This window comes from Chryseobacterium sp. MA9 (genome assembly GCF_024399315.1).
Taxonomy (GTDB): domain Bacteria; phylum Bacteroidota; class Bacteroidia; order Flavobacteriales; family Weeksellaceae; genus Chryseobacterium.
The window spans coordinates 2,561,357-2,586,142 of the sequence record NZ_CP075170.1; the positions used below are offsets into that span (position 1 = coordinate 2,561,357).

Below are 24,786 nucleotides of genomic sequence, written 5' to 3' on the forward strand. Positions count from 1 at the left end.
GTTATACTTTCAATTGTCTGTAAATACCTTGTTCCAAAGATATAAAGGTTTCTGTTCTTGTTACTCCTTTCAGCTTCTGAAGCTTGTTAAGGATCTGCATTAAGTGATCATTATCTTTACAAAGAACTTTCAGGAATATGGTATAATTTCCTGTTGTATAATGGGCTTCCACTACTTCGTTAATATCATGCAAAGATTTTACCACTTCTGGATAATGGCTTGGCTGATCCAGAAACACACCAATGTAGGAAATCACCTTATATCCTATTTTTTTAGGATTAAGAAATGATATTGAATTTTCAATAACTCCTGCATGTTCGAGTTTTTTGATTCTTTGATGCACTGCCGTTGTGGAAATTCCAACATTTTTTGAAATGTGGGCTAAAGAAGTTTTAGCATTATCCATCAACATGTAGATAATTTCCTTGTCAATAGAATCTAAATGATAGCTTGTGTTGCTCGAATTTTTCATTTTCTACTTTTTTATTATTTATGTTTTTTACTGTAAACTTTTAAATTTTACAAAAACCGGGAAGTGATCACTATATCCTCCTAAATACCGTGTACCGGCATAAGTTCGGAAAGGCCGTCCTTCAAAATTCCTGGTTCTGCTGCGGATTTTTTCAGAATTGAATATATGGGCATCCTGAAAAGTCAGCGTCTTATTATCAAGCAAAGATCTTGACATAATGATCTGATCATACAGCAATCCAGATTTATAATGAAAAGTAGAATAATTTCTTGTAGAAAACAATTGCTGAAAAGGGTTCATTAAAACCTTCTCATGCTCATTGTTATAGAGAATCTGTACTAAATTTTCATCATCCGGGTTTTCGTTAAAATCACCACACAATATGACATGCTCTTTATCAGCATCTACAATTTTCATAATCCGTTGCCGGACTTCATTCAATATAAAGGCTCTTTTAGGTTTATTGATATCTTTTTCTCGCTTAGAGGGAAGATGGGCGATAAAGACATTAATAATTTCTCCTTTATATCTAATTTTTGAAAAAAGTACGTCTCTGGTTGTGTCGTAATTTCCTGTGTTTTTATTTACTATTTCAAAAAAGAAAGTAATGGTTTCCGAATCTATTACCTCTACTTTATTTTTATCATACAACATGGCTACATCCACTTTTCTTTCGTCCATAGAATTGTAATGTACAATTCCATATTGCGAATGAAAGGGGTCCATCTCCACAAGATCTTCCAATACTTTCCTTCCGGAAACTTCAGACAATCCTATTACAAATGGCATTACACCATTATCCTCCTTCATTAACTGAAATACATGGGAGATTTTGAAAAGCTTATTATTATATCTTTTTTCATCCCAATTCCTTAATCCTGACCGGGTAGGATCTAATTTGTGGACAGGTTTCGGATCGGGTAAAAATAAATTTTCAACATTATAAAAAGAGAACAGTTCCATCTACACTAATTTCTATACTTTAATTTATTATGTTCTTTTTCCTTAAGATGTAAATTTATTATTTTTTTTCAAATTCCTTTGATTCAACTTAAGAAAGCGAATCAATTTCCAATAAAAAACGATTCAAATATAATAAAAAATATCAATGAAATCAGCTATAATAAATTAATTTTTCAATTATTAGAGAGTTTTAACACATTAATCAAAATTGAGACAATACGTAAAAATCAAAATAATAGAAATAAATTTTCAATTTAAAATTAGAAATATTAATATTTTTCGCACTTATTAAATTTACAACAAATATTATTCCATTTATCTTCATAACAAATGGAATTCAAAACGGATAATAATTAAATAAATTTGAACAATATTGACTACAGTAAATCAGGGCGTTTTTCCCTGGTGATCCTTACAGCTTCATCATGGCGCCATTCTTCAATTTTACCAGAATTTCCGCTGAGTAAAATTTTAGGTACGTCCAACCCTTTATAACTTTCAGGTCTGGTATAAATTGGCGGCGAAAGAAGATCATCCTGAAAGCTGTCCGTTAAGGCACTCTGTTCATCATTTAAAACTCCGGGAAGCAGTCTTATGACAGAGTCTGCAAGAACGCAGGCTGCCAGCTCTCCTCCTGTAAGAACATAATCTCCTATTGAAATTTCTTTTGTGATATGAAGATCTCTTACTCTTTGGTCTATTCCTTTATAGTGGCCGCAGAGAAAGATCAGATTTTCTTTTATGGAAAGAGAATTGGCAATTTTCTGATTTAAAGTAACTCCATCCGGTGTCAGGTAGATTACCTCATCATAATTTCTCTGCGACTTAAGCTCTGAGATACACTTATCCAACGGCTCAATCATCATGACCATTCCTGCTCCGCCTCCGTAAGGTTCATCATCAATCTGTCTGTGCTTATTGATAGCCCAGTCTCTCAGTTGATGAAAATGTACTTCTGCCAGCCCTTTATCCATCGCTCTTTTCAAAATAGAAGTTTTGAACGGACTTTCCATCAATTCCGGAAGTACGCTTATTATGTCAATTCTCATTGTAATGTTCCGTTTTTCTTAGTAGGTATAATAATTAATCTTAAAGAAGAATCTTTGTTGACATAGCTCCACATCCAGTTGAAGAATATGGCCAGCTTATTTCGAACGCTCAAAATTAGCATTAAATGGAGAAACATCCAGAAGTACCATGCCAGAAATCCCTGAAATTTTATAAATGGCAGATCAACAACGGCTCTGTGCTTCCCTATAGTTGCCAATGAACCTTTATCATCATACTCATACTCTGCCCACTCGTTCTGACTTTTCTTTAATAAATTTTTACCTAAATTTTTTGCCTGATTAATGGCTACGTTTGCTACCTGCGGGTGTCCCTGTGGATATTTTGAAGTTTCCATATAGGCAATATCCCCGATGGCATAAATATTATCGTATCCTTTTATTTTATTATATCGATCTACAATATATCTGTTTCTTACTAATTTTTCTTCGGGGAAACCTCCTACCACATTTCCGGTAACTCCGGCTGCCCAGATTACATTATTGGACGGTATTTCTTTTCCGCTTCTAAGATGTACTTTATCTCCGTCATAATCTGTCACCACTTCTCCGCTCATAAAAGTCACCCCAAGATCTTTGAGGTATTTTTCAGATTTCTCCTGAGCCTCACTGCTCATTACAGCAAGTGGTTTTTCTGTGGAACTTACCAGAATAATCTTCAGATGGTCAAAATTCATGTAAGGATAGTCTCGGGGAAGAATGTCTTTTTTCATTTCTGCAAAAGCACCCGCCAGCTCTACTCCGGTAGGTCCGCTTCCTACGATAACGATATTCCAGTTCCCGTCATCGCTTCGGCTTTTTTCAATAATCAGCTTTTCAAAGGTCATCAACACATGATTTCTTATGCTGATGGCTTCCTGGGTATTTTTCATTCCGAAAGCTTTTCCTTCGAGATCTTTGTTCCCGAAAAAATTAGTTTTACAGCCCGTTGCAATGATGAGTTTATCATAAGTAAATTCTGCTTCATCAGTAATCACTTTATTGCTGGCAGGGTCTATTTCTTTCACCTCTGTCATACGGAACTGGGTGTTTCTGGATTGCTGAAAAATCTTTCTGAAAGGGAAAGAGATATTGGAAGGTTCTATCCTTCCTGAGGCTACCTGATAAAAAAGCGGCTGAAACATATGGTGATTCACCCGATCCAGAACAATGACCTTTTTGTTCTTGTTATTCAATGTTTTTGCAAGCTGCAGCCCCGCAAATCCTCCTCCTATAATGATGATTTTTTCGCGTGTTTCCATAATACACAAATTTACTGATTTTATTTTAGCATTTAGCAGTGAAAAAAGTTAGTTTTGCAAAACTTTATGACACCAAAAAAGTACACCAAAAAAACTGCCAAACAGCTCCATAAAACAAGACGGAAGAACTATTTTTTCCGTAGAAAGGTAATATTGGCCATTTTAATTGTAGCCCTTATCGGAACCGGCTTTTATTTAAAGCAATCCATCAGCTATTATTATGCATTGTACTTTAATAAATTTACTCACAAGAAACTCCACAACAGCGAAAGGGAAGCCGCAAGAATCCAGAGAATTTTAACGAGCAATCTTGATAAGACCTATGGTTTTGATGTTTCCCATTATCAGAACAGAGAAGATATTAAGTGGGACAGCCTCAGCATTGGTAATAAAACCATTCCGCTGGAGTTCGTCGTTATGCGTGCTACGATGGGAAACAGAAGTGCCGACAAGCATTTTGAGGAGTTCTGGGAAATGGCTAAAAAGCACAATCTTATCCGTGGTGCCTACCATTTTTACAGAGCTGATGAAGATCCTGTTATTCAGGCTAATAATTTTTTAGCAAATGTAAAACTTGAGGGTGGAGATCTTCCTCCTATTCTAGATATTGAAAAAATCCCAAAGCGTAAAACGAACAAAAAACTGATTGAAGATCTGAAAGTCTGGTGCAAAATTGTAGAGGAGACTTATGGTGAAAAGCCTATCATTTATACCTATTATCATTATTATAAAGATTTTCTGAAAGGTGAATTTGAAGACTATCCTTTATGGCTGGCCAATTACAATGATGTTCCTTCTCCTTCCCCTGATGACCAGTGGGATTTCTGGCAGTTTACAGAAAGTGGGATTGTTCATGGTATCAATACCAAAGTGGATCTTGATATTTACAACGGTAATTCATGGTCGTTAAAAAGGCTGACATTGGATTAGAAATAAGAAAGGAAGATGGAAGCGGGAAGATGGGAGTTGATGAAATTCTTTTTTTATTCTCACTACGTCTCCGGCATCTATAACTTCCAACCTCCACCTTCCTGCCTTTAATTTAATTATTTTTTTCCTAAAAAACTCAAAATATCTGTATTGAGCTGGTCTGCATTTTCAAAGGGAATCATATGAGTAGCATTGTTATAAATTTTGAGTTCTGCATTGGGAATTTCTTTAGCAATGAGCTCAGTGTGCTCTGGCTTAATAACATCTTTATCTCCAGCAATCACCAATACTTTGCTTCCAATTTTATTTAAATCTTTTTTACCGATACGGGGCTGTGTCAGCATGATCTTCAGAAGTCTTTGTTCATTAAACTTTTTAGGATCCTTCAGTTCTTTCATTACCAGCATTTTATTTCCAAAATGATCGGTAAGCTTGTCATCTACTCCATCAGGAAAAGCATTTGCTCCAATGGTTATCAACTTATTAAGTCTTTCGGGGTATTTCAGAGCGAATTCCAGACCTGTATTTCCGCCATCACTCCAGCCTGCGATATTTACTTTACCTAGATTTAGCTTATCTGCAAGAGCTTTCACATCATCTGCAAACATTTTATAGGTAAAATCTTTTTTAGAAGAATCTATACTTTTCCCCTGCCCTCTGGTATCTATCGCAATTACTTTGTACTGTCTGGACAAAACGGGGATCTGCTGATAATAATCTTTTATACTTCCAGAATTGCCGTGAAGCAGAATCAATGGTTCTCCTTCACCATAGGTTTCATAATAAAGGTCTGTATCCTGAAGTTTGAGATATTTCCCGACAGTTGCATTTTGACCATATATTGTATGTTCAGATGCCTGAACATATTTTGAGACATCAGACATCATTGCTTCAGCACTATCATCTGAAAATCCGTCTTCCTCTTCGGTATTGCTGTTTCCGTTTTTATCCATTTTCACATCAATATTTATGGCAGGCGCAGCAATGGTCATTTTTTTCCAATCTCCATAAAATTCTCTTATAAATCCTGTTCTAAATAATGCTGCACTTATTTTCACCGTTCCTTCAAAATCTTTCAAGAATTGAATTCCTACAAAGAATTTTCCCTGAACCCAAATATTACGGTCATTTACATCCAAAGTATAAGTACCGTCTTTAATCATATCTTCAGTAAGCTCTACTGTGATCTCCTCATCCAAAATATTCTTATCCGGGAATCCATTTTTCTCACTGTAAATACTGTACCGCATCAGGACAGGCTGACTGGAAGTATAACTTGCGATATTCAGATTGATATTTTTAATCTTCGATCTCTTTTTCGCATTAAATTCCAATGCTGTTTCTCCTAAAAAATTATCTTTATTTAGTCCCGGATTAACTGAATATAAAACACTTTTTGTTTTTGTATTAACACCCCAGTTTTTATCTACAAGCTTCTTAGGCTTAATCGCAATTTCTTTAATATTTCTAATTTTTTCTTTCAAAAATATTTTCTGCAGATCATGCTTTTTAAAATCCTCTACAGTCTCCGTATACATTTCATAACCCGGCACTTCAATAATTACTTTTTTTTGCGGAGCTAATGTGGATAAGTCAATTGAGAAATTTCCCTTTCCATCAGAAATCACTCCAACATTTTCTTTATCAATACCTATTTTCACATAAGGAATCGGTTGATTTTCATTTTTAGAAATAATGGTTCCGGAAATAATCTGTGCATTGAAAGCCGAAGCTGCCAAAAGAAAGAATAAAGTATTATGTTTTTTCATGTTAAAAGTTTGATGCAAACTTATTTCTTTTCAACAGCCTGTTCTCACAACATCTTATTAAATTTAATCTATCTTTAGTTAAAATTCATTTAAAGCTTTCTGATATTTTTATGATTATTCTAAAAAACATTTAAATTCCCTGCTTTTAAAGGATATTCATAACATCTTCCCATGAATTCACTCTTTGATAGGTATCGTTTTCTATCAGCTCATTATGAGGCTGTGTGAATATCAGTCTGTCTCCGGTAAAATGATCCAGATTTTTAGGATAATCATCAATCATAATGTCTCCGGAAACAACCTTTTTGCTTCCACAAAGAACAATCTGCTCCCAGGTGATGAATGGGAAGTGTTCTGCAAGCCAATCGTATTTTTCTCTTAAGCTGTTGGGAAATTCCATACCTGCAGATACAATATACAGATCGTATTTATTATTCAGATATTCCATTGCTTCACGGCTTCCTTTCATTACAGGTAAGGTTCTGAAAAAACCTACCTCATTTACATGTTTTTTTCCGTTTGGAAAAGACTCTATTTCAGGCTTGCCAGCCAAATCACTGATTTCAATTTCTCTCCCTGTATCTCTTTTTTCAAATTGTACCAGCTGATGATATACATCCGCCATTACCCCGTCCATATCTACAATAACTTTTTTCATTATTTCAATCAGATTTTTGTATTATTTATTAATATTGTTAAAGTGTATTCATTGTATCATACCAAATTTACTGAATAGTTTTTCAGATAATGGACATAGTCTATTAAAAAATTATAAATATTCGTTTTTATAAAAGGGGTTCCGGAAAATTTTAGGTTACATTTTCGTACTTTTGCGGTTCAATTCAAAATTAAAATCAAACCATTAGTTTCCAATGAATTACGTCTCTGCAGAAAATCTTACCAAATCTTACGGCATCAAAGTTTTATTTGAAAACATTTCTTTTCACATCAATGAAGGGGATAAAATTGCTATTGTTGCCAAAAACGGAAGTGGAAAATCTACCCTTCTGAAAATATTAATGGGTAAAGAAATTGCAGACAGTGGAACTGCGATCATCAACAAAGATATCCAGGTGGTATTATTTGACCAGGAAATTGATTATGATCCTAAACTCAGCATTGAGGAGTTTATGATGGCGCTGGATTCAGAACCTATTCTTGCTCTTAAAAATTATCACCTATCACTTCATTCTACTGATAATGATTTTATTGAGAAAGCATTGGCCGGTATGGAAGCTCATAAGGCATGGGATCTGGAAAATGAAATGAAACAGATTCTTTCCCAGCTTAAGATTACCGATCTGGATGCTAAAATGGGTACTCTTTCCGGAGGTCAGATCAAGCGCGTAGCACTGGCTAAACTTTTAACAGAAACAAGAGCCGAGCACAGACATACGCTTCTTATCATGGATGAACCTACCAACCACCTGGATGTGGATATGGTAGAATGGCTTGAAAATTATCTGAATAAGGCAAAAATCACATTATTACTTGTAACCCACGACCGGTATTTCCTTGACAGTGTTTGTGATATTATCTGGGAAATGGAAGATAGAAATCTCTATGTTCATAATGGTTCATATGCTACTTATCTTGAGAACAAAATGATTCGTGAGGAGAATCTTAATGCTACTATTGATAAGGCCAATAACCTTTACAGAAAAGAGCTGGAATGGATGCGCAGACAACCAAAAGCAAGAACCACAAAATCAAAAAGCAGAATTGATGCATTCTACGAAACTGAAAAGGTTGCCAAAACCGATACCAGAAAGGATGGATTGGAACTGGATTTTGAAATGAAGCGTCTGGGAAATAAAATTCTTGAACTTAAACATATTGATAAAAGTTTTGGCGCAAAAGTTCTTCTAAAAGATTTCAGCTACCAGTTTCAGCGTGGTGAAAAGGTAGGAATCATCGGAAAAAACGGAGCAGGAAAGTCTACCCTGCTTAATATTATACAGGGATTAGAAAAAGCAGATAAGGGAGAAATTGAAACCGGAGAAACTATATCTTTCGGTTATTTCGCTCAGAAAGGACTTACCTATAAAGAGGACGAGCGTGTTATTGATTTCATTAAAGAGATTGCAGAATTTTATCCTTTGGCAAATGGCAGAAGCTTATCCGCCTCACAGTTTTTAAGATTATTTTTATTTGATGATCAGACTCAGTACTCTCCTATTTCTAAGCTTTCAGGTGGGGAAAAAAGAAGGCTTCACCTGATGTATATTTTATATCAGAATCCTAATTTCCTGATTTTTGATGAGCCTACGAATGATCTGGACCTTCCTACGCTAACTGTTCTTGAAAACTTTCTTCAGCAATTCCAGGGATCTTTGATTATTGTTTCCCACGACAGATATTTCATGGACAGGATTGTAGACCATGTTCTGGCTTTTGAAGGGGACGGAAAAATCAGAAATTTTGTTGGAAATTTTTCAGAATATAGAGATGCAAGAAGCCGTGAAGAAGCATTGGAAAAAAATACAACCGTAAAACCTGAGCCTGCTAAAGAAGTGGTTGCTGTAGCAGAAACCACTCCAGCTTCTGCTTCTAAAAAAAGAAAATTAACTTTTAAGGAACAAAAAGAGCTGGAAACCATTGAAAAGGAAATGCCTGAACTGGAAAATCAGCGTTCCAAAATTCTGGATCAACTCAACAACGAAGCGGATTATGAAAAGATAGCCAAACTCTCTTCCGAACTGGAAACAGTTTCAGAAAAACTTGAGAATCATGAGATGAGATGGCTGGAGCTTCAGGAAATCATTTAATAATAGAAATGTGAGTTATGAATGAGTTCAGAGAGTCAGAGGGTTTGAGGGTAAAAGAGTAGAAAATTCCTATTCCCAATTACTACCAATTCTGAATTTTAAACTTTGAACCCATTCATAATTTATAATTTAGCTATATTTATAATTTAACTATTCTTTCTTCTTTTGCGCTTTCCAGAGAAGCATCAATGATTTTCATATTCTGAATGACTTCTATACCCGGAGATGGCAAAGCATATCCGAAAACAATATGCTCATAGATCTGCTGGTAATAATCCATATAATTTCCGGCTTCACTGGACGTCAGAATTCTTTCTGTTTCAGAATAATCATTCAGGAAGTTCAAAATTCCATCAGCTTCTTTCAATGGCTGAGTCCATTCTTTACCATATACAGGAATTGCACCTGCTACCAATTCATTTTCCTGATTGTCTGTTCTTTCCTGTAAAAAAGTTCCTCTGTCACCGTGAATAGTATATGCATAATGGCCTTCTTTACTGAAAACCGATGTTTTTAGTCTTACTCTCAGATCATTTTTGTAGAATAGCAGGATCTCAAAATAATCATTCGCAAATTCTTTTCCTTTCATAGAAAATACATCTGCAAAAAGTTTTTCAGGATATCCAAAATACTGTACAGCCTGGTCTACAAGATGCGCACCCAGATCATGAAGTGACCCTGAACCTACCTGGTCCGGACTTTCTTTATGCTGCTTTCCGCTAGGAGTTGTACGGAATCTGTCAAACCGAATTTCAGCCTCTTTAATATTTCCTATTTTCTGTTCATTTAAGACCTTTTGAACCTGTAAAAAGTCACGGTCGAATCGTCGGTTTTGATATACACTTAAAAACAATCCTTTTTCTTCAGCCAATTGAACCAATTCTTCTGCTTCAGAAACATTTACTGTAAAAGGTTTTTCCACAATAATGTTTTTTCCTGCTTCCAGTGCCATTCTTGCATATTCGTAATGGGTCTGAACCGGAGTGTTGATAATCACCAGCTCTACATCTGCATGCTGAAGCATTTCTTCTACAGACCGGTAAATGGTTGCTTCAGGATATTTTTCTTTAGATTCTTCCTTACTTCTTTCTACCACAGCAGATATAAAAAATCCCGGATGCTCCTTTAAAAAGGGAGCATGAAATATTTTTCCGCTCATTCCAAAGGCACAAAGCCCTGCTTTTACCAATTGCATATTATAATTTTTAACAAATATATTCATAAAAACGCTCTATTCCCCAATCTAAAGAAGGTATAGAAATAATCCATCTCATTAACAATAAAAATATGATTAAAATCATTAATTTATTTTTATCTATTCTAAACAAATACTTACATTTGCGCCTTATTTAAAACTGTTCTACATAAAAATAAAATGAAAAGACAATTACTTTCTTTAGGTCTTCTATTTATCGCTGTTTCGGCGAGTTCACAGATGAAAAATGCTGAAGCAGATACCATCAGAACTCAGACCATTGAGGATATTAATCTTCACAAAACGGGAAATCCTAATCAGGCAAGACCATTATCGACAAAATCAAACCTGACGGTAATGGAAAATCCACAGCCTATTGCTATTGTTACTCACGAAATTATTGAGCAGCAGCAGGCAAAACAGCTTAGTGATGTTCTTCAGAATGTAAACGGAATGTACATTACTTCTTCCAGAGGAAATTCTCAGGACAGTTTTGGTGGCCGTGGTTTCATTTTAGGAAATGACAATATCTTCAAGAACGGAACAAGGGTAAATAGTGGTGTTTTCCCTGAAGTAAGTGGTCTGGAAAGAGTTGAAGTTTTAAAGGGAGCTAATGCTATGCTTTTTGGTAATACAGCAGCTGGTGGCGTTATCAATATGATTACAAAAAAACCTAAATTCAATTTTGGTGGAAGCATAGGACTAAATGGTGGAAGCTGGAATTCATATAAACCAACAGTTGATATTTATGGACCTTTATCAAAAAATGTTGCATTCAGAATAAATGGTGCCTACGAGCATGCTGAAAGTTTCAGGGATGTTGTAGAGTCAGAGAAATATTATTTCAACCCTTCATTTTTATTTAATTTAAGTGATAAATCTCAATTAATTGTTGAGGCAGATTATCTTAAAAATAATTTTACCCCGGATTTCGGAATTGGATCTATTACTGAAAAAGACCAAAGCTACAGATTGAATGATGTTGTTTCCAGAAACACTTTCTTCGGAACTGACTGGCAATATCAAAATGTACAGCAAGCTTCTACGAATGTAACCTTCAATCATCAATTTAACGAAAAATGGTCTTTGAACGCTACTGCTTCTTACCAAAACTATACTAAAGATTATTTTTCTTCTGAAAGAGTACAGTGGATATATGAAACTAAAGATGCAACTGTAGACCCTAATAGATTATCCTGGAAAAGACCTTTTGGTAGAACTTACAACGAACAAAATTATACGTCGGCACAAGTAAATATCAATGGTGAATTCAATACAGGAAAAATCAACCATAAAGTTTTAATTGGTTCAGATGCTGATTATAGTCAGGCAGATGCTTATGCTTATAGTATCACAGCTCCAAAAAATCTACTATATCTAGATGATCCTTCAACATGGGGAAGTATTGATATGCCGAATTCTACTCTTAGCACAAGAAATAGAATCAATACAAGAAGAATTGGGATCTATGCACAAGATTTTATCAGTTTAACAAAGCAATTAAAAGTAATTGCAGGACTAAGATGGTCTTATATAGAAAATATGCCTACGCTGACAACTCGTTTTACATTAAATGATAAAATTGAAGTAGCAAATTCTTCAACTTCTGATAATGCATTTTCGCCAAAAGTAGGTTTGGTTTATGCTCCAAATGAAAACCTTTCTGTGTTTGCAACTTATACTAATTCGTTTGCTTCAAATGCAGGATATACTTCAGATCAATTTGGTACAGTAAATACCAATCAGCCTGTTACTGATGTTCAAAATCAGTTAACTACTTTATCAAGACAAAGCATAAAACCTTCAACAGTTGATCAATACGAAATTGGTGTTAAAAAGAATTTCTGGAACAATGCTTTAGCTGTTAACGTAACGGCTTACCAGATTATGTACAATAATTATTATCAAACATATTGGTTCGCTTCTGCTCCAAACGGAGCACCGGTAAATTCTACAGATACCAATCTTAAAGAATTTGCAGGAAATATGAGAAGCCGTGGTGTAGAATTAGACATTACAGGAAATCCAACAGAAAACTTATCTATAATCGGAGGTTTTTCTTATAACAATTCCGTTTACATTGACACTCCTGAAAAGGGATATGTTGAAAACCAAAGACTGGTAAGAACACCAGCTACAACAGCAAATGCTTCCGTTTTCTATAAATTTACAAACTATGTAAAAGGTTTAAAAATTGGAGCTGGAATTTATTACATTGGAGACAGAATCGCTGGATGGAATGATTCAAAATCTACAAACGCAAGTAGAAACAATGTGAGTAGAATGTTTGATCTAAAAGACTATACAACTGTTTCTGTATCCGTAGGCTATGAGTGGAAAAAATTCTCTATTCAGGGGAAAGTGGGCAACCTGTTTGATGTCGTAAACTACAATGTTCATGAGAATTATTCAGTGAACCCTATCACTCCGAGAAACTACTATTTCACACTTACATATAGACTGTAGAATTCTTTTATATAATAATTCTTTCATTAAAAGTGGAGATTGCATTTTTGCAGTTTCCACTTTTGAAATTTTAAACAAAAACAAAACAATAAGATATGGATAAGATTAAAGACACAAGAAGTTTCATGAGAATTACACACCGTTATCTGGGATATTTCCTTGCCGGGATTATGGCCGTATATTCGTTAAGTGGAATCCTTCTGGTGTACAGAGACACCGATTTTCTGAAAAGCGAAAAAAAATATGAAAAGAACATCGCGGCCAATCTTTCAGAAAAAGAACTGAAAAAAGAACTGAAAATGAAAGGTCTTGAAGTGGAAAAAACAGAAGGAAGTGTTCTTTATTTTAAACAGGGAACTTACGACAGCGCAACCGGAAAAGCAAAGTACACCAAGAAAGAATTACCTTTCGTATTAGACAAAATGGTTTCTCTTCACAAATCACAGTCTAAAGATGCTATATCTCCTCTAAGCGTTTTCTTCGGAGTTTCTCTTTTCTTCTTTGTAATCTCCAGTTTCTGGATGTTTAATCCTAAGACCAAGGCTTTCAAACGCGGAATCAAGTTTACTATTGCAGGACTTATCATATCTATAATTCTTTTATTTATTTAATTATCAGGAAGGTGAACAAAAGAAAAAAAAGTATTTAGGGTCATTTCCCTTTTTTATGATTTCTCTTTTAAAACCTCCTCTTATTTCCTTTATCATTATGAAATTCTCAATAAATATGTTAAAAAACCGGATTATATCTCACTGGTAATATTAACGTTTATTTAGAAAAATTACCTAAAATTAAGAGTATGGCACATTTATTGTTTTTTCTATAACTCGTGAATAATAAACATTTAATTATTAAAATAATAAATTATGAAAAAACTTATTTTAACAGGGATATTAGCCGTAGCAGGTTTAACAGCAACCGCAAACGCTCAGATTCAGAAAGGTAATTGGATGGTAGGAAGTAGCATCGTAGCCAGTAACTTTGGTTTAAATACAGGTGGTGGATATAATATTTCATTACAGCCAAAAGCAGCTTACTTTATTCAAGACAATGTAGCTGTTGGAGGATATGTAGATTTAGGATTTAATAAAGTAACAAATGGATCACCTACTAATTTTGTTTATAAAGTTGGTGCTTTAGGTAGATATTATGTTTCTCCGGGAGAAAAAGGAGTAGATAACCTATTACACCATGGAAGATGGTTCTTTGAAGGAAATGTAGGTGTTGGAGGTACTTCTACTGAAGGATCTAATTCTACAACAGGTTTAGATTTTGGAGCCGGTCCTGGTTATTCATACTTCATTACGCCAAATATTGGTGTTGAAGGTCTAGTAAAATATAATGGTGTTGCAGGATTTGGTAGTGAGGGATTAACTTCTACTTTAACTTTCAATGTAGGGTTTAGTATCTATTTACCAACTTCTAAAGGTAAACAAATCATCAACGACGTTAAGTAATCACTGAAATACTTATAAAAAAATAAAGCGCCCCGGAAATAAATTTCCGGGGCGCTTTTCGTACAAATTAAAACTAAACTATAAAAAATCAAATAAAATCATGTATTGGGTTGTGGCGTATATCGTAAATAGGGTTTTATTTCCGTCACTCCTTTTGGGAATATCTTCCGTGCTTCTTCTGTAGAAACCGCTGGCGGAACAATGACATCTTCTCCATTTTCCCAGTTAACAGGAGTAGCTACGCGATAATTATCTACCAATTGTAAAGAATCAAGCACTCTAAGAATTTCATTGAAATTTCTGCCTGTAGAGGCAGGATAAGTGATGACCAGTCTTACTTTTTTAGAAGGATCAATAATCAGAAGAGAACGTACAGTAGCTGTAACAGAAGCATTCGGATGAATAAAATCATACAGCTCCGAAACTTTTCTGTCTTTATCAGCTATAATAGGAAAGAGTACATTGGTATTCTGAGTTTCATTAATATCTTTCACCCAGTTTTGATGATCCTCTACTCCATCTACACTCAAAGCAATTACTTTGGTTCCTCTGGCATCAAATTCAGACTGCAATTTTGCTGTATATCCCAGTTCTGTAGTGCATACCGGTGTATAATCTGCAGGATGCGAAAACAGAATTCCCCAGGAATCTCCCAGATAGTTATAAAAATTGATATCACCTACAGATGACTCTGCCTGAAAGTTGGGTGCTGTATCTCCTAGTTTAATTGACATAATGCGTTGCTTTTATAGTCTACAAATTTAGTAGACTTTTTTGGAACTGGCAAATTTTTTGATGAAAATTTATATCTTTAATTAAAATTTTATTCATGGAGAAGACTGGACTCAGGTATGTAGATCTTGTTTATAAAGTATTGGAAAACTGGTATGTGACATTTGCTGAGCTCACGCCTAAACTTATTGTCGGAATTTTAGTGTTTACATTTTTCCTGATCACCAGTAAATATTTAAGCCAGGCAGCCGTAAAACTGTTCCACAAATTCTTCCCGAAGAGCCAAAAAGAGGGTTCATTAGTTACTTTAATCAGTATCTTCAGATTCCTGATCATGCTGATGGGGACCTTTATTGCCCTTGAAATAATGGGATTCAGCGGTTTTCTTTGGAAATTTATCGGAAGTCTGGGAGTTGCAGGGGTTATTGCCGGGGTTGCCTTGAAAGATCTTGTATCAAGTATTTTCTCCGGAATGCTGATTGGCATTGACAAAGCCTATAAAGTTGGAGATTATATTACGATTGGAACACATTCCGGAACGGTACAGGAAATCGGGTTCTTAACGACCAAAATTCTTACTGATGATGGGAAGAAGGCTTATATACCTAACCAGGTTGTTTTCAATGCTCCATTCTACAATATTACCGCTTCCCCACAGCGCAGGATTATTTTAAATTTTGAAATTCCTGCTGATGAAGATATCAGTAAAGCACAGAAAGGAATTTTGGATGTGATTAAAAATCTTGACAATGTGGATAAATTAGACACCATAGAGGTAATCTTTACAGATCTGAAACAAGGTGCATTTAATCTCCAGGTGAAGTTCTGGATAAAAGTAGGTGCTAACCTGGCCCAGGTAAGAAGTAAAGCTTATTTAGGTATTAAAGAGCGTTTCGATGTGGATAAAGTACAACTCGTAACGCCTACGAGTATCAGTATTACGAGTGGTGAAACTAATTTGCCGGAAAATCATCAGGATAAGTAAAAAATAACATATGAAGATAAAGACCACCTCAGTTTTGAAGTGGTCTTTATTTTATACTATAAATATAAAGGTTGAGTATCACAAAGCTTTTATATGATTTACAGGTTTAATTAGGTTTTCTACTATATCCATTTTTGGATTCAAATAGTTATTACATAATTTCTTACATTTATGAAAAGATCTTAACCACAAAATATGTCATCACAATCCAATTCATTTCTCCCTATTGAATCAAAAACTTCAAAAGGGCTTACTTTATTGATAAAGATGGTTGGCAGATCGTTTTTAATCATTACCCCTTTATCCGTTATAATAATGGCTATACTGGTATTGGATGCAAAAGAAATCTCTGTAGAAATAAAGATTATTTTAATTGGCCTTTTTACAGCAGTTGTGAGTTTATTTGCCTGGCTGATCACTCAGAAAACCAAAAAAAATACAACCACCCACATTATTGTTGATGAAAAGGGACTTCATCATTATTGCAACCGGGACATTTTACATTCCATATCGTATGCTGACCTTCATTCAAACTCTGAAAATGGCAAATATGATGTATTCCTGACTGAATATCATGAATCTGCTCCTAGTTTATGTATTTATTTCTTTGAGCCGGCATTAAAAAAAATTATCAGTAAGTCTGTCAATTTAGATATTGATATGGTTATTAAAAATGGTAATTTATTACTTAAAAATTTTGTAAAAGGGATATTGATTTTCAGGCCGGATTTAAAAATTGCACCCAATGTCCTGGATCTTTTCAGACTGGAAGAATTCAATAAATAAAATTATATTATTTCAAAGGCTAACCTTACAAAATAATAACAAAAAAAACCGCTCCAAAATGGAACGGTTTTTTATTTATCTGAAAATTTTAGACTAGGCTAAAACTTCTTTTACTTTGTTTGCAGCTTCTTCTAAAGTAATTGCAGAGTGTACCGGAAGACCAGACTCGTCAATTAATTTTTTAGCTTCTACAGCGTTAGTTCCTTGTAATCTTACGATCAATGGAACCGGAAGGCTACCCATTGCTTTATAAGCGTCTACAACTCCCTGAGCAACTCTGTCACATCTTACAATACCTCCAAAGATGTTAATCAAAATAGCTTTTACGTTTGGATCTCTTAGGATGATTCCAAAAGCAGTCTGTACTCTCTGAGCATCAGCAGTACCTCCTACATCAAGGAAGTTAGCAGGGTTACCACCTGATAATTTGATGATATCCATAGTTGCCATTGCAAGACCAGCTCCGTTTACCATACAAGCAACGTTACCATCTAGTTTTACGAAGTTAAGACCAGCTTCACCAGCTTCTACATCCATTGGATCTTCTTCTCTTGTATCTCTAAGTTCAGCTAAGTCTTTGTGACGGAACAATGAGTTGTCATCTAAAGTTACTTTAGCATCTACAGCGATAATCTTATTATCAGAAGTTTTTAATACCGGGTTGATTTCGAAAAGAGAAGCATCAATTCCTGTATAAGCATTGTAAAGAGATGAAATAAATTTCACAAATTCTTTGAATGCGTTTCCTTCAAGACCTAGATTGAAAGCAATTTTTCTAGCCTGGAACCCTTGAAGACCAATAGCCGGATCAATAAGTTCGTTGTGGATCAAATGAGGAGTTACTTCAGCAACGTGCTCAATATCCATACCACCTTCAGTAGAATATACGATTGTATTTTTCCCTTCAGCTCTATCTAAAAGAATAGAAACATAAAATTCTTTAGTTTCAGATTCTCCTGGATAATAAACATCTTCTGCAACCAAAACAGAGTGTACTTTTTTACCTTCAGCAGAAGTTTGAGGAGTTACCAACTGCATACCGATGATATTCTGAGCGTTTTCTTTAAGTTTATCCATGTTTGGAGAAAACTTAACACCCCCACCTTTACCACGACCACCTGCGTGAATCTGTGCTTTTACAACCCAAGCCTGTGCTCCGGTTTCAGCAGTCAATTTTTCAGCAGCTGCTACAGCTTCATCTACGTTGTTTGCAACGAAACCACGTTGGATAGCTACTCCATACTTTGATAAAATCTCTTTTGATTGATACTCGTGAAGATTCATATTATTTTTATTATTTTATTTTAATATTTAAAGGTTGACAAATTTACTAAAAAGACATGGAAGTTCAAGTTTATTGACTTAAAAATTAAAGTCTGATGGACTTGATTTTTAACATATCATTCAATTTTCCTTTATTCTTCCGCTAATTTCTCAGACTGAGATCCGATAAACGGAATTTTAGGAGCCAGGAAATACCCTGTGAGACTCGCAAATAATATCGGCACAAAATAGGTAAATCCGGTAAGTGTACCAAGGATAATTGTAGTACTCATCGGAGTTCTTGTCACACAGGCATTAATAGCCGCCATGCAGCTTACAATTGCTAACGTAGTATCTACTGCCGGAAATAAATTGTGGATAATCAATCCCAATGTTGTTCCTACAAAAAACAGAGGAATAATAAATCCTCCTCTCCATCCGGAAGTCACTGTAACAGCAATGGCCAGTATTTTAAAAACAAGAATCAGGATTAAAAAATTCAATCCGAAATTACCTCCGATCAACTGATTGATCTCGTTATGTCCAAAGTATCTTGTAATGGGAAAATTATACGCGATAATTCCTAAAATGATTCCTCCCGCCAACGTTTTAATGTAAATCGGAAATTTTCTGTATTCAAAAACTTTCTTGAAAAATTTGACTACAAAAATGAAAATCCACCCAAATAAAGTGCCTACAATTCCAAAGGCAGTAGCATAAGCAAAATCATACACTCCAGTATAATGATAAGCTTTCAGATCCCAGGTTGCCCCAATTCCCAAGTGGATAATCAATGCAAACATCAGATAACTGAAACAACTTGCTACCAGTGCGGGAATAATGGCTTTATAATATTCCACAGCATGTTTATGATGTAATATTTCCAGAGAAAAAAGACTTCCGCCAAGCGGTGCACCAAATAATGCGGTAAAACCGGAAGCCATCCCGGCAATACTCAAAGACCTTAGCTCTTCACCTTTCAACCTGAAAATTTTCCCTAGCCAGGTTCCGGTAGAACCAGTTACCTGTACCAAAGGCGCTTCTGGACCTAAACTTCCCCCAGATGCTACACAAAAAAGAGAAGAAAGGATCATCGAAGGATTATTCTTTGGCTCCAGTTTTCCCTTATTGAATCTGATGTTATTAACAATCAGATGAATTTCTCCCGGATCTCCAATAAAATGGATCACCAGTCCGGCCAGCAAACCGCAGATTGCCATTGTTGGAATCACCTGCCAGCCCTGAAATTCAGCTAAAAATTCTGTAAAATGTTCCAGTACGATCCAATACCCTCCGGCAATGATACCGCCCACGAGACCTGTAACAGCCCACATAAAGAAAGTTCGGCTGAACACAAACGGATTGAATCTGATAGGCTGATCTAAAAGATTGAATGTTCGTATTAACCGTCTTCTTCTGTTAATCTTCATTTTAATTTATTTTAAACAGTAAAAGAACCTTATCATTTATCTTTACTGACTATTACAGCTTTTACAATATGTGTGTTATTTATTCAAATCTTAATACAATTGGCTGTGCAAAGGCTTGTAGAATTGGTTTTTTATTATAAATCAAAGGCTTTTCCAAACCGCCAATAGCATACAGGAACAATGCACTGATGATATTGAATTCCGTATCAGATCCACTATATTTTACTTTTTTGAACTTCCCATCCACATCAATTGTAAAATTCAATTTACAACGATAGATTCCTCCGTCAAAATCTTCTATTAAATAAACAGGAAAGTTAACCGTCAATTGTTTTTTCAACTCAGCAAGCTGTTGATAATTTTCAACCTCGGCTATATCTATAAATTTATTTTTTACTTCTTCCGGAGGGGTAGTTCCTGCTTGAGGTACATTGTTTTCGGTTTGTATTCCGTTTGTTGCTTTAAATGAAATACCTGGATCTATTTTTCCGATTACTACCTCTTTGTCATAGACGCTTTGATACAAATCTTTCAGATCTTTTAATTTCTCACCATAAAAACGTCTGTACTTTTGTCCATATAAAACTCCATCTTTTTTGTAATCATAGCGCTTAATACTATCGGAAAAACGCTTTCGTATATTTTTTACCTCTGTTAAAATGTTTTCATTTAACAATTTCTTCCCTTGTGCATGTATTTTTTGAACACTTATAAAAGAGATCATAAGGGTAATAAAAAATGATAAAAACCGATGGTTCATAGTTTGATTTTTCGGTAAACAATCTACATAAAATATTGCAAATCTTCTTTGTTCACCTGAATTTCAAGATTAAATTCTATTCTTTGCAAAATAAAAAATAAGCATTCCCCAACTTAAGATCATCATCAGACCTCCAAGCGGGGTAATAGGCCCTAAGAATTTAAGATTCATTCCCAGATAATCCTGCATGCTTAAGAAATAGATGCTTACTGAGAATAAAAGTGTTCCTGCAATCATCAAAATGGAAGTCCATTTTTCAGCTGAAGTTTCAAATTTTAAGATATATCCTATGATCAGCAGAAAAAAAGCTGCATACATCTGATATCTTACGCCTGTTTCAAAACTTTCCAGTCTTTCCACTGCTAATATTTTCTTTAAAGCGTGTGCTCCGAATGCACCCAGGATTACAGAAACCATTCCGTAAACTGCTCCAAAAACTAAAGTAATTGTTTTCATTTTATAACTCTTCTAATTCTAGGGTTAAATATTTTTTTGTTTTATCGTCCTGCCATGTTCCCGAAATTCTACTTCCATTCATATCTGCTTCTACAAAAGCTCTGGGGATCCATTGGCTTGCAGCTTCATCATAATGATCATTTTCTGTGATAGAGATATGATTACCTTTCATTTTTCCATCCCATGGTATCAGCTTTTTATTTTTATCATACCAGTAGAATGCATTGAAAGAACTTGTATCATTAGCATCTGCATATTTGTAGAAACGGGTAACGAAGACGGTAATAGGATATTTCCCATCTATTTTTCCTTTGTAAAGCTTATTCCTGAAACTGGTTTTATCTGTTTTTCCAGAACCGGAAATTAAATTTCTAGCGTAAGGACTCCAGTATTTTTCCAGCTCCTTGTAAGAAAATTCTATTTCATGACTGCCAAGTTCATCCAAAGCCCTCATCGCATGATTGGAGCATCTTCCGGCAACAAAAGTCAGCTTATTTTTTCCGAAGAAATATCTGATATCTTCTAAAGTATGTTCTGTAAAGCAGTCTTCATAAATAGCAATCTGATCTTGAGTCTCCTCTGCAGGATTTTTCTCAGCTTTCAACTTGGCAAGAAAATCAGAAATTCTCTTCTTTATTCTTTTCTGAATGATACTTTCAACAATTTTCACTGAATTGGGTTGAAATAAATCTTCTGCATTGATGAAATTTCCCGTTCTCAGATCAAAATTTTTCCAGTCGGCAAATTCTTCCGGATATGCTCCCGAAGCTTCCCCATGCATTCCTATTGTCAGAATATTCTCAGGAGTTTCCAACTTCTCCCAATCATAAAAATAAACATAATTGGAATAAGAGTTGGTTGCCGTAGAGGCGAGTTTAAAAGGGTTCCCACCAGAATTCGGGATATATTCCAGTTCGTTTACCTGGAGAAATGTATTAATCTTATTGGCTACAGCCGGATTTCCTGCATAGGAAACAACTGGAAATACAAAATTTTCAGATTTTGGTTGTAAATCTTGTATTTTCAATTCTTTCTGCTGCGAAAAACTTAACCCGGAAATCAATAAGAAAAATACAATACTCTTTTTCATTATTTTGATTTTAAGTACATTAAAATGAACTTGGCAACCAATGTAGAAATCCCCAGTATGATAAACATATTGGCGAATCTTTTGGAGCTTCTGAAACCTTCATTGTTTGTTTTCTTCAGAAAAAATCCAAAAAGAAGGAATACAATGGGTAAAATGATCTGTAACATTAGTGTCCTCTCATTCTGTTAAATTCATTGATCACCTCATGGTGGCTCACTGTCTTATCTTTAAAATAAGTTACAAAGTGCTGCTTTTCTGCTTCGGTAGCTCCCAATTGGTTCAGAATATTCAATAAGTGCATTTTCATATGTCCTTTCTGAATTCCCGTGGTTACCAGAGAACGTAAAGCTCCAAAGTTTTGTGCAAGCCCTGAAACTGCCAGAATACTCATCAGTTCCTGTGCAGAAGGTTTTCCAAGAAGAGCCAAAGAGAATTTTACCAAAGGGTGAAGGTTTGTAAGCCCCCCTACTACTCCAACAGAAATAGGTAGATCAATCCAGAATCTGAAAACACCGTTATCTGTTGTACAATGTGTCAAAGATCTGTATTGTCCGTCTCTAGCAGCATACGCATGTGCACAGGCTTCTGTAGCTCTGAAATCATTTCCGGTAGCAATTACAACTGCGTCTACCCCGTTCATTACTCCTTTATTATGAGTAGTTGCACGATAAGGCTCAATTTCTGCAATGGTAACTGCCTGTTTGAATTTATAAGCAAATTCTTCAGGAGAAATTCCGCTGTCATCTTTTAAATCTTCCATTTTACAGGAAACCTCAGCTCTTACGATACAGTCAGGGGTAAAGTTGGAAAGGATATTCATTACAATCTGCAATGAATTCTTTTCTTCCTGAGTAAAATCTTCGCTGGTAGCCACTTCCTGTCTCAGTGTTTTTCCAAACTGCTCAAGACATGAATTGATAAAGTTCGCTCCCATTGAATCTACTGTATCAAAGCTTGCTTTCAGTTGATAGTAGTTTGGCATCTCTGCTGTTTTATCTACCAGACTGATATTAAGAATACCTCCGCCACGTTTTCTCATGTTGGATGTAATATCTTCTGTTGCTTCAAATAATTTCTTCTTTAAATTGAAATTAAAGAAATGTAATAATTTGTGAGGTTCAACATTAAAAATGAAGTGGGTATGCCCCAGTTTCTCGGTATTGATAATGGTTGTTTTGAAACCACCTTTGTCTATCCAGAATTTAGCAGCTTTTGAAGCAGCAGCAACTACTGAACTTTCTTCAACGGCCATTGGAAGTGCCACAAGCTTCCCATCAATTAAAAAGTTCGGAGCAATTCCGTAAGGCATATAAAAATTGGAGATGGTGTTTTCAGAAAATTCTTCGTGAAGCTTCTGAAGATCTGCATCATCGTTCCAGTATTGTTTTAATATATTTTGATACTCTTGGTTTCCTTCAAGATATTCGTTTACGAGCCATTCGATTTTCCCTTGCTTTGGAAGTTTGGAAAAACCTTCAATTGGTTTATGATTCATGATATAAACTTTAATGAGCCGTAAATATAATGATTTTGAGACTCTTTTTTGTTGATAACTTCTATGAAAAAATGTTGACATTTATCAATTTTGGAACTAAATTTGAACAAAATTAAAACACATTTATGATACAAGATATATCAAACTCTTAAAAATATGAATTTTGACCGTCTTAAAGAAAAGCTCGAAATCCTTGCTGATGCAGCGAAATATGATGTTTCCTGCTCATCGAGCGGAAGCACCAGAAAAAATAAAAAAGGAGCTTTAGGAGACAGTTCCGCAAGTGGGATTTGTCATACTTATACCGAAGATGGAAGATGTGTTTCTCTGCTTAAAATTCTGCTGACCAATCATTGTATCTACGATTGTGCTTACTGTGTTTCCAGAAGTTCTAATGATATTAAAAGGGCTGCCTTTACGGTGGAAGAAGTAGTAGATCTTACGATCAATTTTTACCGCAGAAATTATATTGAAGGCTTATTTCTGAGTTCGGGAATATTCAAAAATGCAGATACAACGATGGAGCGTCTCGTAAGAATTGCTAAAAAGCTGCGCTTGGAAGAGAACTTTAATGGATATATTCATCTTAAATCTATTCCGGGGGCAAGTGACGATCTGATGCAGGAAGCGGCTTTGTATGCAGACCGGCTGTCAGTAAATATTGAAATTCCTACAGAAAGCGGATTAAAATTACTGGCACCAGAAAAAAACAGAAAGGATATGATCAGCCCTATGCGCTATATTCAAAAAGGGATTGTTCAGTATCAGGATGAAAAGAAAATTCTAAAGAAAGTTCCCAAGTTTGCTCCGGCAGGACAGTCTACACAGATGATTGTGGGTGCAACCAATGAAAACGACCTGCAGATCATCAAAGTTGCCGATCATTTTTATAAAAACTTTAATCTGAAAAGGGTTTATTATTCCGGATATGTTCCGGTTTTAGAAGATCAGAGACTGCCTTCTTTAACAACGGAAGTTCCTATGCTTAGGGAAAACCGTCTGTATCAGTCGGATTGGCTGATGAGATTTTATGGTTTTAAAGCGGAAGAGATTTTAGATCCCAATGTCCCTTTCCTTGATCTCGAAGTCGATCCGAAATTAAGCTGGGCATTGCGAAACCTTCACCAGTTTCCTATTAATCTTCAGACCGCAGAATATCAGCTGATTTTAAGAATTCCGGGAATTGGAGTAAAAACAGCTCAGAAAATTGTCAGTGCCAGACGTTTTCAGATTTTAACGATGGATCATTTGAAAAAATTGGGAGCAGCCGTGAACCGTGCAAAATATTTTATTGATTTTAATGCAGGAAATGCTTATCTGAAATATTTAACGGATAAAAACTTCAGAAAACTACTGATAGGTGGAAGTTCATCCAAATTTCACAATCAGTTTTCGCAGCAGCTGAGTTTATTTTGATCTCGATATCAAACACAAATAACACCAATATTTTCACGAATGATC

22 protein-coding genes are annotated in these 24,786 nt (G+C 35.2%); 8 read left to right on the forward strand and 14 right to left on the reverse strand.

The window, feature by feature from the left end; translation table 11 throughout:
* Nucleotide 1: 1 nt before the first annotated feature.
* The 4 genes from KIK00_RS11645 to KIK00_RS11660 form a co-directional block, all read right to left on the reverse strand.
* Complete coding sequence (locus KIK00_RS11645) at nucleotides 2-472, reverse strand: Lrp/AsnC ligand binding domain-containing protein (protein ID WP_047379047.1); 471 nt, start codon at nucleotides 470-472, stop codon at nucleotides 2-4.
* Nucleotides 473-499: 27 nt separating this feature from the next.
* Nucleotides 500-1,435 (reverse strand): endonuclease/exonuclease/phosphatase family protein, encoded by a 936-nt coding sequence (locus tag KIK00_RS11650; protein ID WP_255812580.1) that lies wholly within the window; start codon nucleotides 1,433-1,435, stop codon nucleotides 500-502.
* Between the two features lie 377 nt (nucleotides 1,436-1,812).
* Nucleotides 1,813-2,484 (reverse strand): tRNA (guanosine(37)-N1)-methyltransferase TrmD, encoded by a 672-nt coding sequence (gene trmD / locus KIK00_RS11655; protein ID WP_047379050.1) that lies wholly within the window; start codon nucleotides 2,482-2,484, stop codon nucleotides 1,813-1,815.
* Nucleotides 2,481-3,743, reverse strand: a complete 1,263-nt coding sequence (locus tag KIK00_RS11660; RefSeq protein ID WP_255812581.1) for an NAD(P)/FAD-dependent oxidoreductase — start codon at nucleotides 3,741-3,743, stop codon at nucleotides 2,481-2,483. Before KIK00_RS11660 ends, trmD begins: the two co-directional genes overlap by 4 nt.
* Nucleotides 3,744-3,809: 66 nt before the next feature.
* On the opposite strand from KIK00_RS11660, the gene KIK00_RS11665 reads away from it, so the two are divergent.
* Nucleotides 3,810-4,673: a glycoside hydrolase family 25 protein gene (locus KIK00_RS11665; protein ID WP_255812582.1), complete on the forward strand. Its 864-nt coding sequence runs from the start codon at nucleotides 3,810-3,812 to the stop codon at nucleotides 4,671-4,673.
* Between the two features lie 116 nt (nucleotides 4,674-4,789).
* Here the strand turns inward: KIK00_RS11665 and KIK00_RS11670 are convergent, their stop codons facing one another.
* Together KIK00_RS11670 and KIK00_RS11675 are read right to left on the reverse strand one after the other, a co-directional pair.
* Entirely contained in the window at nucleotides 4,790-6,442 is a 1,653-nt protein-coding gene (locus KIK00_RS11670) for an alpha/beta fold hydrolase (RefSeq protein ID WP_255812583.1), read from the reverse strand.
* Nucleotides 6,443-6,587: 145 nt separating this feature from the next.
* Entirely contained in the window at nucleotides 6,588-7,100 is a 513-nt protein-coding gene (locus KIK00_RS11675; protein WP_255812584.1) for a 5'(3')-deoxyribonucleotidase, read from the reverse strand.
* A 214-nt stretch (nucleotides 7,101-7,314) separates the two neighbouring features.
* On the opposite strand from KIK00_RS11675, the gene KIK00_RS11680 reads away from it, so the two are divergent.
* On the forward strand, nucleotides 7,315-9,210 hold the full coding sequence (locus tag KIK00_RS11680) for an ABC-F family ATP-binding cassette domain-containing protein (RefSeq protein ID WP_255812585.1): 1,896 nt from the start codon (nucleotides 7,315-7,317) through the stop codon (nucleotides 9,208-9,210).
* A gap of 139 nt (nucleotides 9,211-9,349) precedes the next feature.
* Here the strand turns inward: KIK00_RS11680 and KIK00_RS11685 are convergent, their stop codons facing one another.
* On the reverse strand, nucleotides 9,350-10,405 hold the full coding sequence (locus KIK00_RS11685; protein ID WP_255812586.1) for a Gfo/Idh/MocA family oxidoreductase: 1,056 nt from the start codon (nucleotides 10,403-10,405) through the stop codon (nucleotides 9,350-9,352).
* A gap of 180 nt (nucleotides 10,406-10,585) precedes the next feature.
* Between KIK00_RS11685 and KIK00_RS11690 the strand changes: the two genes are divergently transcribed.
* The 3 genes from KIK00_RS11690 to KIK00_RS11700 all read left to right on the forward strand — a co-directional run bounded on the left by KIK00_RS11690 (nucleotide 10,586) and on the right by KIK00_RS11700 (nucleotide 14,328).
* A complete protein-coding gene (locus tag KIK00_RS11690) occupies nucleotides 10,586-12,871 on the forward strand; it encodes a TonB-dependent siderophore receptor (protein WP_255812587.1) in 2,286 nt (761 codons plus the stop codon).
* A gap of 95 nt (nucleotides 12,872-12,966) precedes the next feature.
* On the forward strand, nucleotides 12,967-13,482 hold the full coding sequence (locus KIK00_RS11695; protein WP_062676266.1) for a hypothetical protein: 516 nt from the start codon (nucleotides 12,967-12,969) through the stop codon (nucleotides 13,480-13,482).
* A gap of 255 nt (nucleotides 13,483-13,737) precedes the next feature.
* Nucleotides 13,738-14,328 (forward strand): hypothetical protein, encoded by a 591-nt coding sequence (locus KIK00_RS11700; RefSeq protein WP_034694879.1) that lies wholly within the window; start codon nucleotides 13,738-13,740, stop codon nucleotides 14,326-14,328.
* Between the two features lie 98 nt (nucleotides 14,329-14,426).
* On the opposite strand, the gene KIK00_RS11705 is transcribed toward KIK00_RS11700, so the two are convergent.
* Nucleotides 14,427-15,062 carry a peroxiredoxin gene (locus KIK00_RS11705; RefSeq protein WP_255812588.1) on the reverse strand — a complete coding sequence of 212 codons (636 nt, stop codon included), beginning with the start codon at nucleotides 15,060-15,062 and terminating at the stop codon, nucleotides 14,427-14,429.
* A gap of 95 nt (nucleotides 15,063-15,157) precedes the next feature.
* Between KIK00_RS11705 and KIK00_RS11710 the strand changes: the two genes are divergently transcribed.
* Both KIK00_RS11710 and KIK00_RS11715 read left to right on the forward strand, forming a co-directional pair.
* Nucleotides 15,158-16,045, forward strand: a complete 888-nt coding sequence (locus tag KIK00_RS11710) for a mechanosensitive ion channel family protein (RefSeq protein ID WP_255812589.1) — start codon at nucleotides 15,158-15,160, stop codon at nucleotides 16,043-16,045.
* A gap of 195 nt (nucleotides 16,046-16,240) precedes the next feature.
* Nucleotides 16,241-16,831, forward strand: a complete 591-nt coding sequence (locus tag KIK00_RS11715) for a hypothetical protein (RefSeq protein ID WP_255812590.1) — start codon at nucleotides 16,241-16,243, stop codon at nucleotides 16,829-16,831.
* 93 nt (nucleotides 16,832-16,924) lie between these two features.
* On the opposite strand, the gene sucC is transcribed toward KIK00_RS11715, so the two are convergent.
* The 6 genes from sucC to KIK00_RS11745 all read right to left on the reverse strand — a co-directional run bounded on the left by sucC (nucleotide 16,925) and on the right by KIK00_RS11745 (nucleotide 23,325).
* Nucleotides 16,925-18,115: an ADP-forming succinate--CoA ligase subunit beta gene (gene sucC, locus KIK00_RS11720; RefSeq protein WP_034694875.1), complete on the reverse strand. Its 1,191-nt coding sequence runs from the start codon at nucleotides 18,113-18,115 to the stop codon at nucleotides 16,925-16,927.
* A 131-nt stretch (nucleotides 18,116-18,246) separates the two neighbouring features.
* On the reverse strand, nucleotides 18,247-19,524 hold the full coding sequence (locus KIK00_RS11725; RefSeq protein ID WP_255812591.1) for a chloride channel protein: 1,278 nt from the start codon (nucleotides 19,522-19,524) through the stop codon (nucleotides 18,247-18,249).
* 79 nt (nucleotides 19,525-19,603) lie between these two features.
* Nucleotides 19,604-20,248, reverse strand: coding sequence for a hypothetical protein (locus KIK00_RS11730; RefSeq protein ID WP_255812592.1), 645 nt, complete (start codon nucleotides 20,246-20,248; stop codon nucleotides 19,604-19,606).
* Nucleotides 20,249-20,353: 105 nt separating this feature from the next.
* Nucleotides 20,354-20,740, reverse strand: coding sequence for a DUF423 domain-containing protein (locus KIK00_RS11735; protein ID WP_047096689.1), 387 nt, complete (start codon nucleotides 20,738-20,740; stop codon nucleotides 20,354-20,356).
* Nucleotide 20,741: 1 nt separating this feature from the next.
* Nucleotides 20,742-21,830 carry a hypothetical protein gene (locus KIK00_RS11740; protein WP_255812593.1) on the reverse strand — a complete coding sequence of 363 codons (1,089 nt, stop codon included), beginning with the start codon at nucleotides 21,828-21,830 and terminating at the stop codon, nucleotides 20,742-20,744.
* Nucleotides 21,831-21,996: 166 nt separating this feature from the next.
* The gene (locus KIK00_RS11745) at nucleotides 21,997-23,325 is read right to left on the reverse strand and encodes a hydroxymethylglutaryl-CoA reductase, degradative (RefSeq protein WP_255812594.1); all 1,329 of its coding nucleotides are present in this window, start codon (nucleotides 23,323-23,325) and stop codon (nucleotides 21,997-21,999) included.
* 156 nt (nucleotides 23,326-23,481) lie between these two features.
* Here KIK00_RS11745 and KIK00_RS11750 point away from each other — a divergent pair, with 156 nt between their 5' ends.
* Nucleotides 23,482-24,741 (forward strand): putative DNA modification/repair radical SAM protein, encoded by a 1,260-nt coding sequence (locus KIK00_RS11750; RefSeq protein ID WP_255812595.1) that lies wholly within the window; start codon nucleotides 23,482-23,484, stop codon nucleotides 24,739-24,741.
* The last annotated feature ends 45 nt before the right edge of the window (nucleotides 24,742-24,786 follow it).

Coding starts and splice junctions, on each gene's coding strand:
- KIK00_RS11715 (WP_255812590.1), top strand. CDS start 16,241: ATGTCATCACAATCCAATTCATTTCTCCCTATTGAATCAAAAACTTCA.
- KIK00_RS11645 (WP_047379047.1), bottom strand. CDS start 472: ATGAAAAATTCGAGCAACACAAGCTATCATTTAGATTCTATTGACAAG.
- KIK00_RS11675 (WP_255812584.1), bottom strand. CDS start 7,100: ATGAAAAAAGTTATTGTAGATATGGACGGGGTAATGGCGGATGTATAT.
- KIK00_RS11685 (WP_255812586.1), bottom strand. CDS start 10,405: ATGCAATTGGTAAAAGCAGGGCTTTGTGCCTTTGGAATGAGCGGAAAA.
- KIK00_RS11735 (WP_047096689.1), bottom strand. CDS start 20,740: ATGAAAACAATTACTTTAGTTTTTGGAGCAGTTTACGGAATGGTTTCT.
- KIK00_RS11730 (WP_255812592.1), bottom strand. CDS start 20,248: ATGATCTCTTTTATAAGTGTTCAAAAAATACATGCACAAGGGAAGAAA.
- KIK00_RS11690 (WP_255812587.1), top strand. CDS start 10,586: ATGAAAAGACAATTACTTTCTTTAGGTCTTCTATTTATCGCTGTTTCG.
- sucC (WP_034694875.1), bottom strand. CDS start 18,115: ATGAATCTTCACGAGTATCAATCAAAAGAGATTTTATCAAAGTATGGA.
- KIK00_RS11705 (WP_255812588.1), bottom strand. CDS start 15,062: ATGTCAATTAAACTAGGAGATACAGCACCCAACTTTCAGGCAGAGTCA.
- KIK00_RS11660 (WP_255812581.1), bottom strand. CDS start 3,743: ATGGAAACACGCGAAAAAATCATCATTATAGGAGGAGGATTTGCGGGG.
- KIK00_RS11725 (WP_255812591.1), bottom strand. CDS start 19,524: ATGAAGATTAACAGAAGAAGACGGTTAATACGAACATTCAATCTTTTA.
- KIK00_RS11670 (WP_255812583.1), bottom strand. CDS start 6,442: ATGAAAAAACATAATACTTTATTCTTTCTTTTGGCAGCTTCGGCTTTC.
- KIK00_RS11680 (WP_255812585.1), top strand. CDS start 7,315: ATGAATTACGTCTCTGCAGAAAATCTTACCAAATCTTACGGCATCAAA.
- KIK00_RS11665 (WP_255812582.1), top strand. CDS start 3,810: ATGACACCAAAAAAGTACACCAAAAAAACTGCCAAACAGCTCCATAAA.
- KIK00_RS11650 (WP_255812580.1), bottom strand. CDS start 1,435: ATGGAACTGTTCTCTTTTTATAATGTTGAAAATTTATTTTTACCCGAT.
- trmD (WP_047379050.1), bottom strand. CDS start 2,484: ATGAGAATTGACATAATAAGCGTACTTCCGGAATTGATGGAAAGTCCG.
- KIK00_RS11710 (WP_255812589.1), top strand. CDS start 15,158: ATGGAGAAGACTGGACTCAGGTATGTAGATCTTGTTTATAAAGTATTG.
- KIK00_RS11695 (WP_062676266.1), top strand. CDS start 12,967: ATGGATAAGATTAAAGACACAAGAAGTTTCATGAGAATTACACACCGT.
- KIK00_RS11740 (WP_255812593.1), bottom strand. CDS start 21,830: ATGAAAAAGAGTATTGTATTTTTCTTATTGATTTCCGGGTTAAGTTTT.
- KIK00_RS11750 (WP_255812595.1), top strand. CDS start 23,482: ATGAATTTTGACCGTCTTAAAGAAAAGCTCGAAATCCTTGCTGATGCA.
- KIK00_RS11700 (WP_034694879.1), top strand. CDS start 13,738: ATGAAAAAACTTATTTTAACAGGGATATTAGCCGTAGCAGGTTTAACA.
- KIK00_RS11745 (WP_255812594.1), bottom strand. CDS start 23,325: ATGAATCATAAACCAATTGAAGGTTTTTCCAAACTTCCAAAGCAAGGG.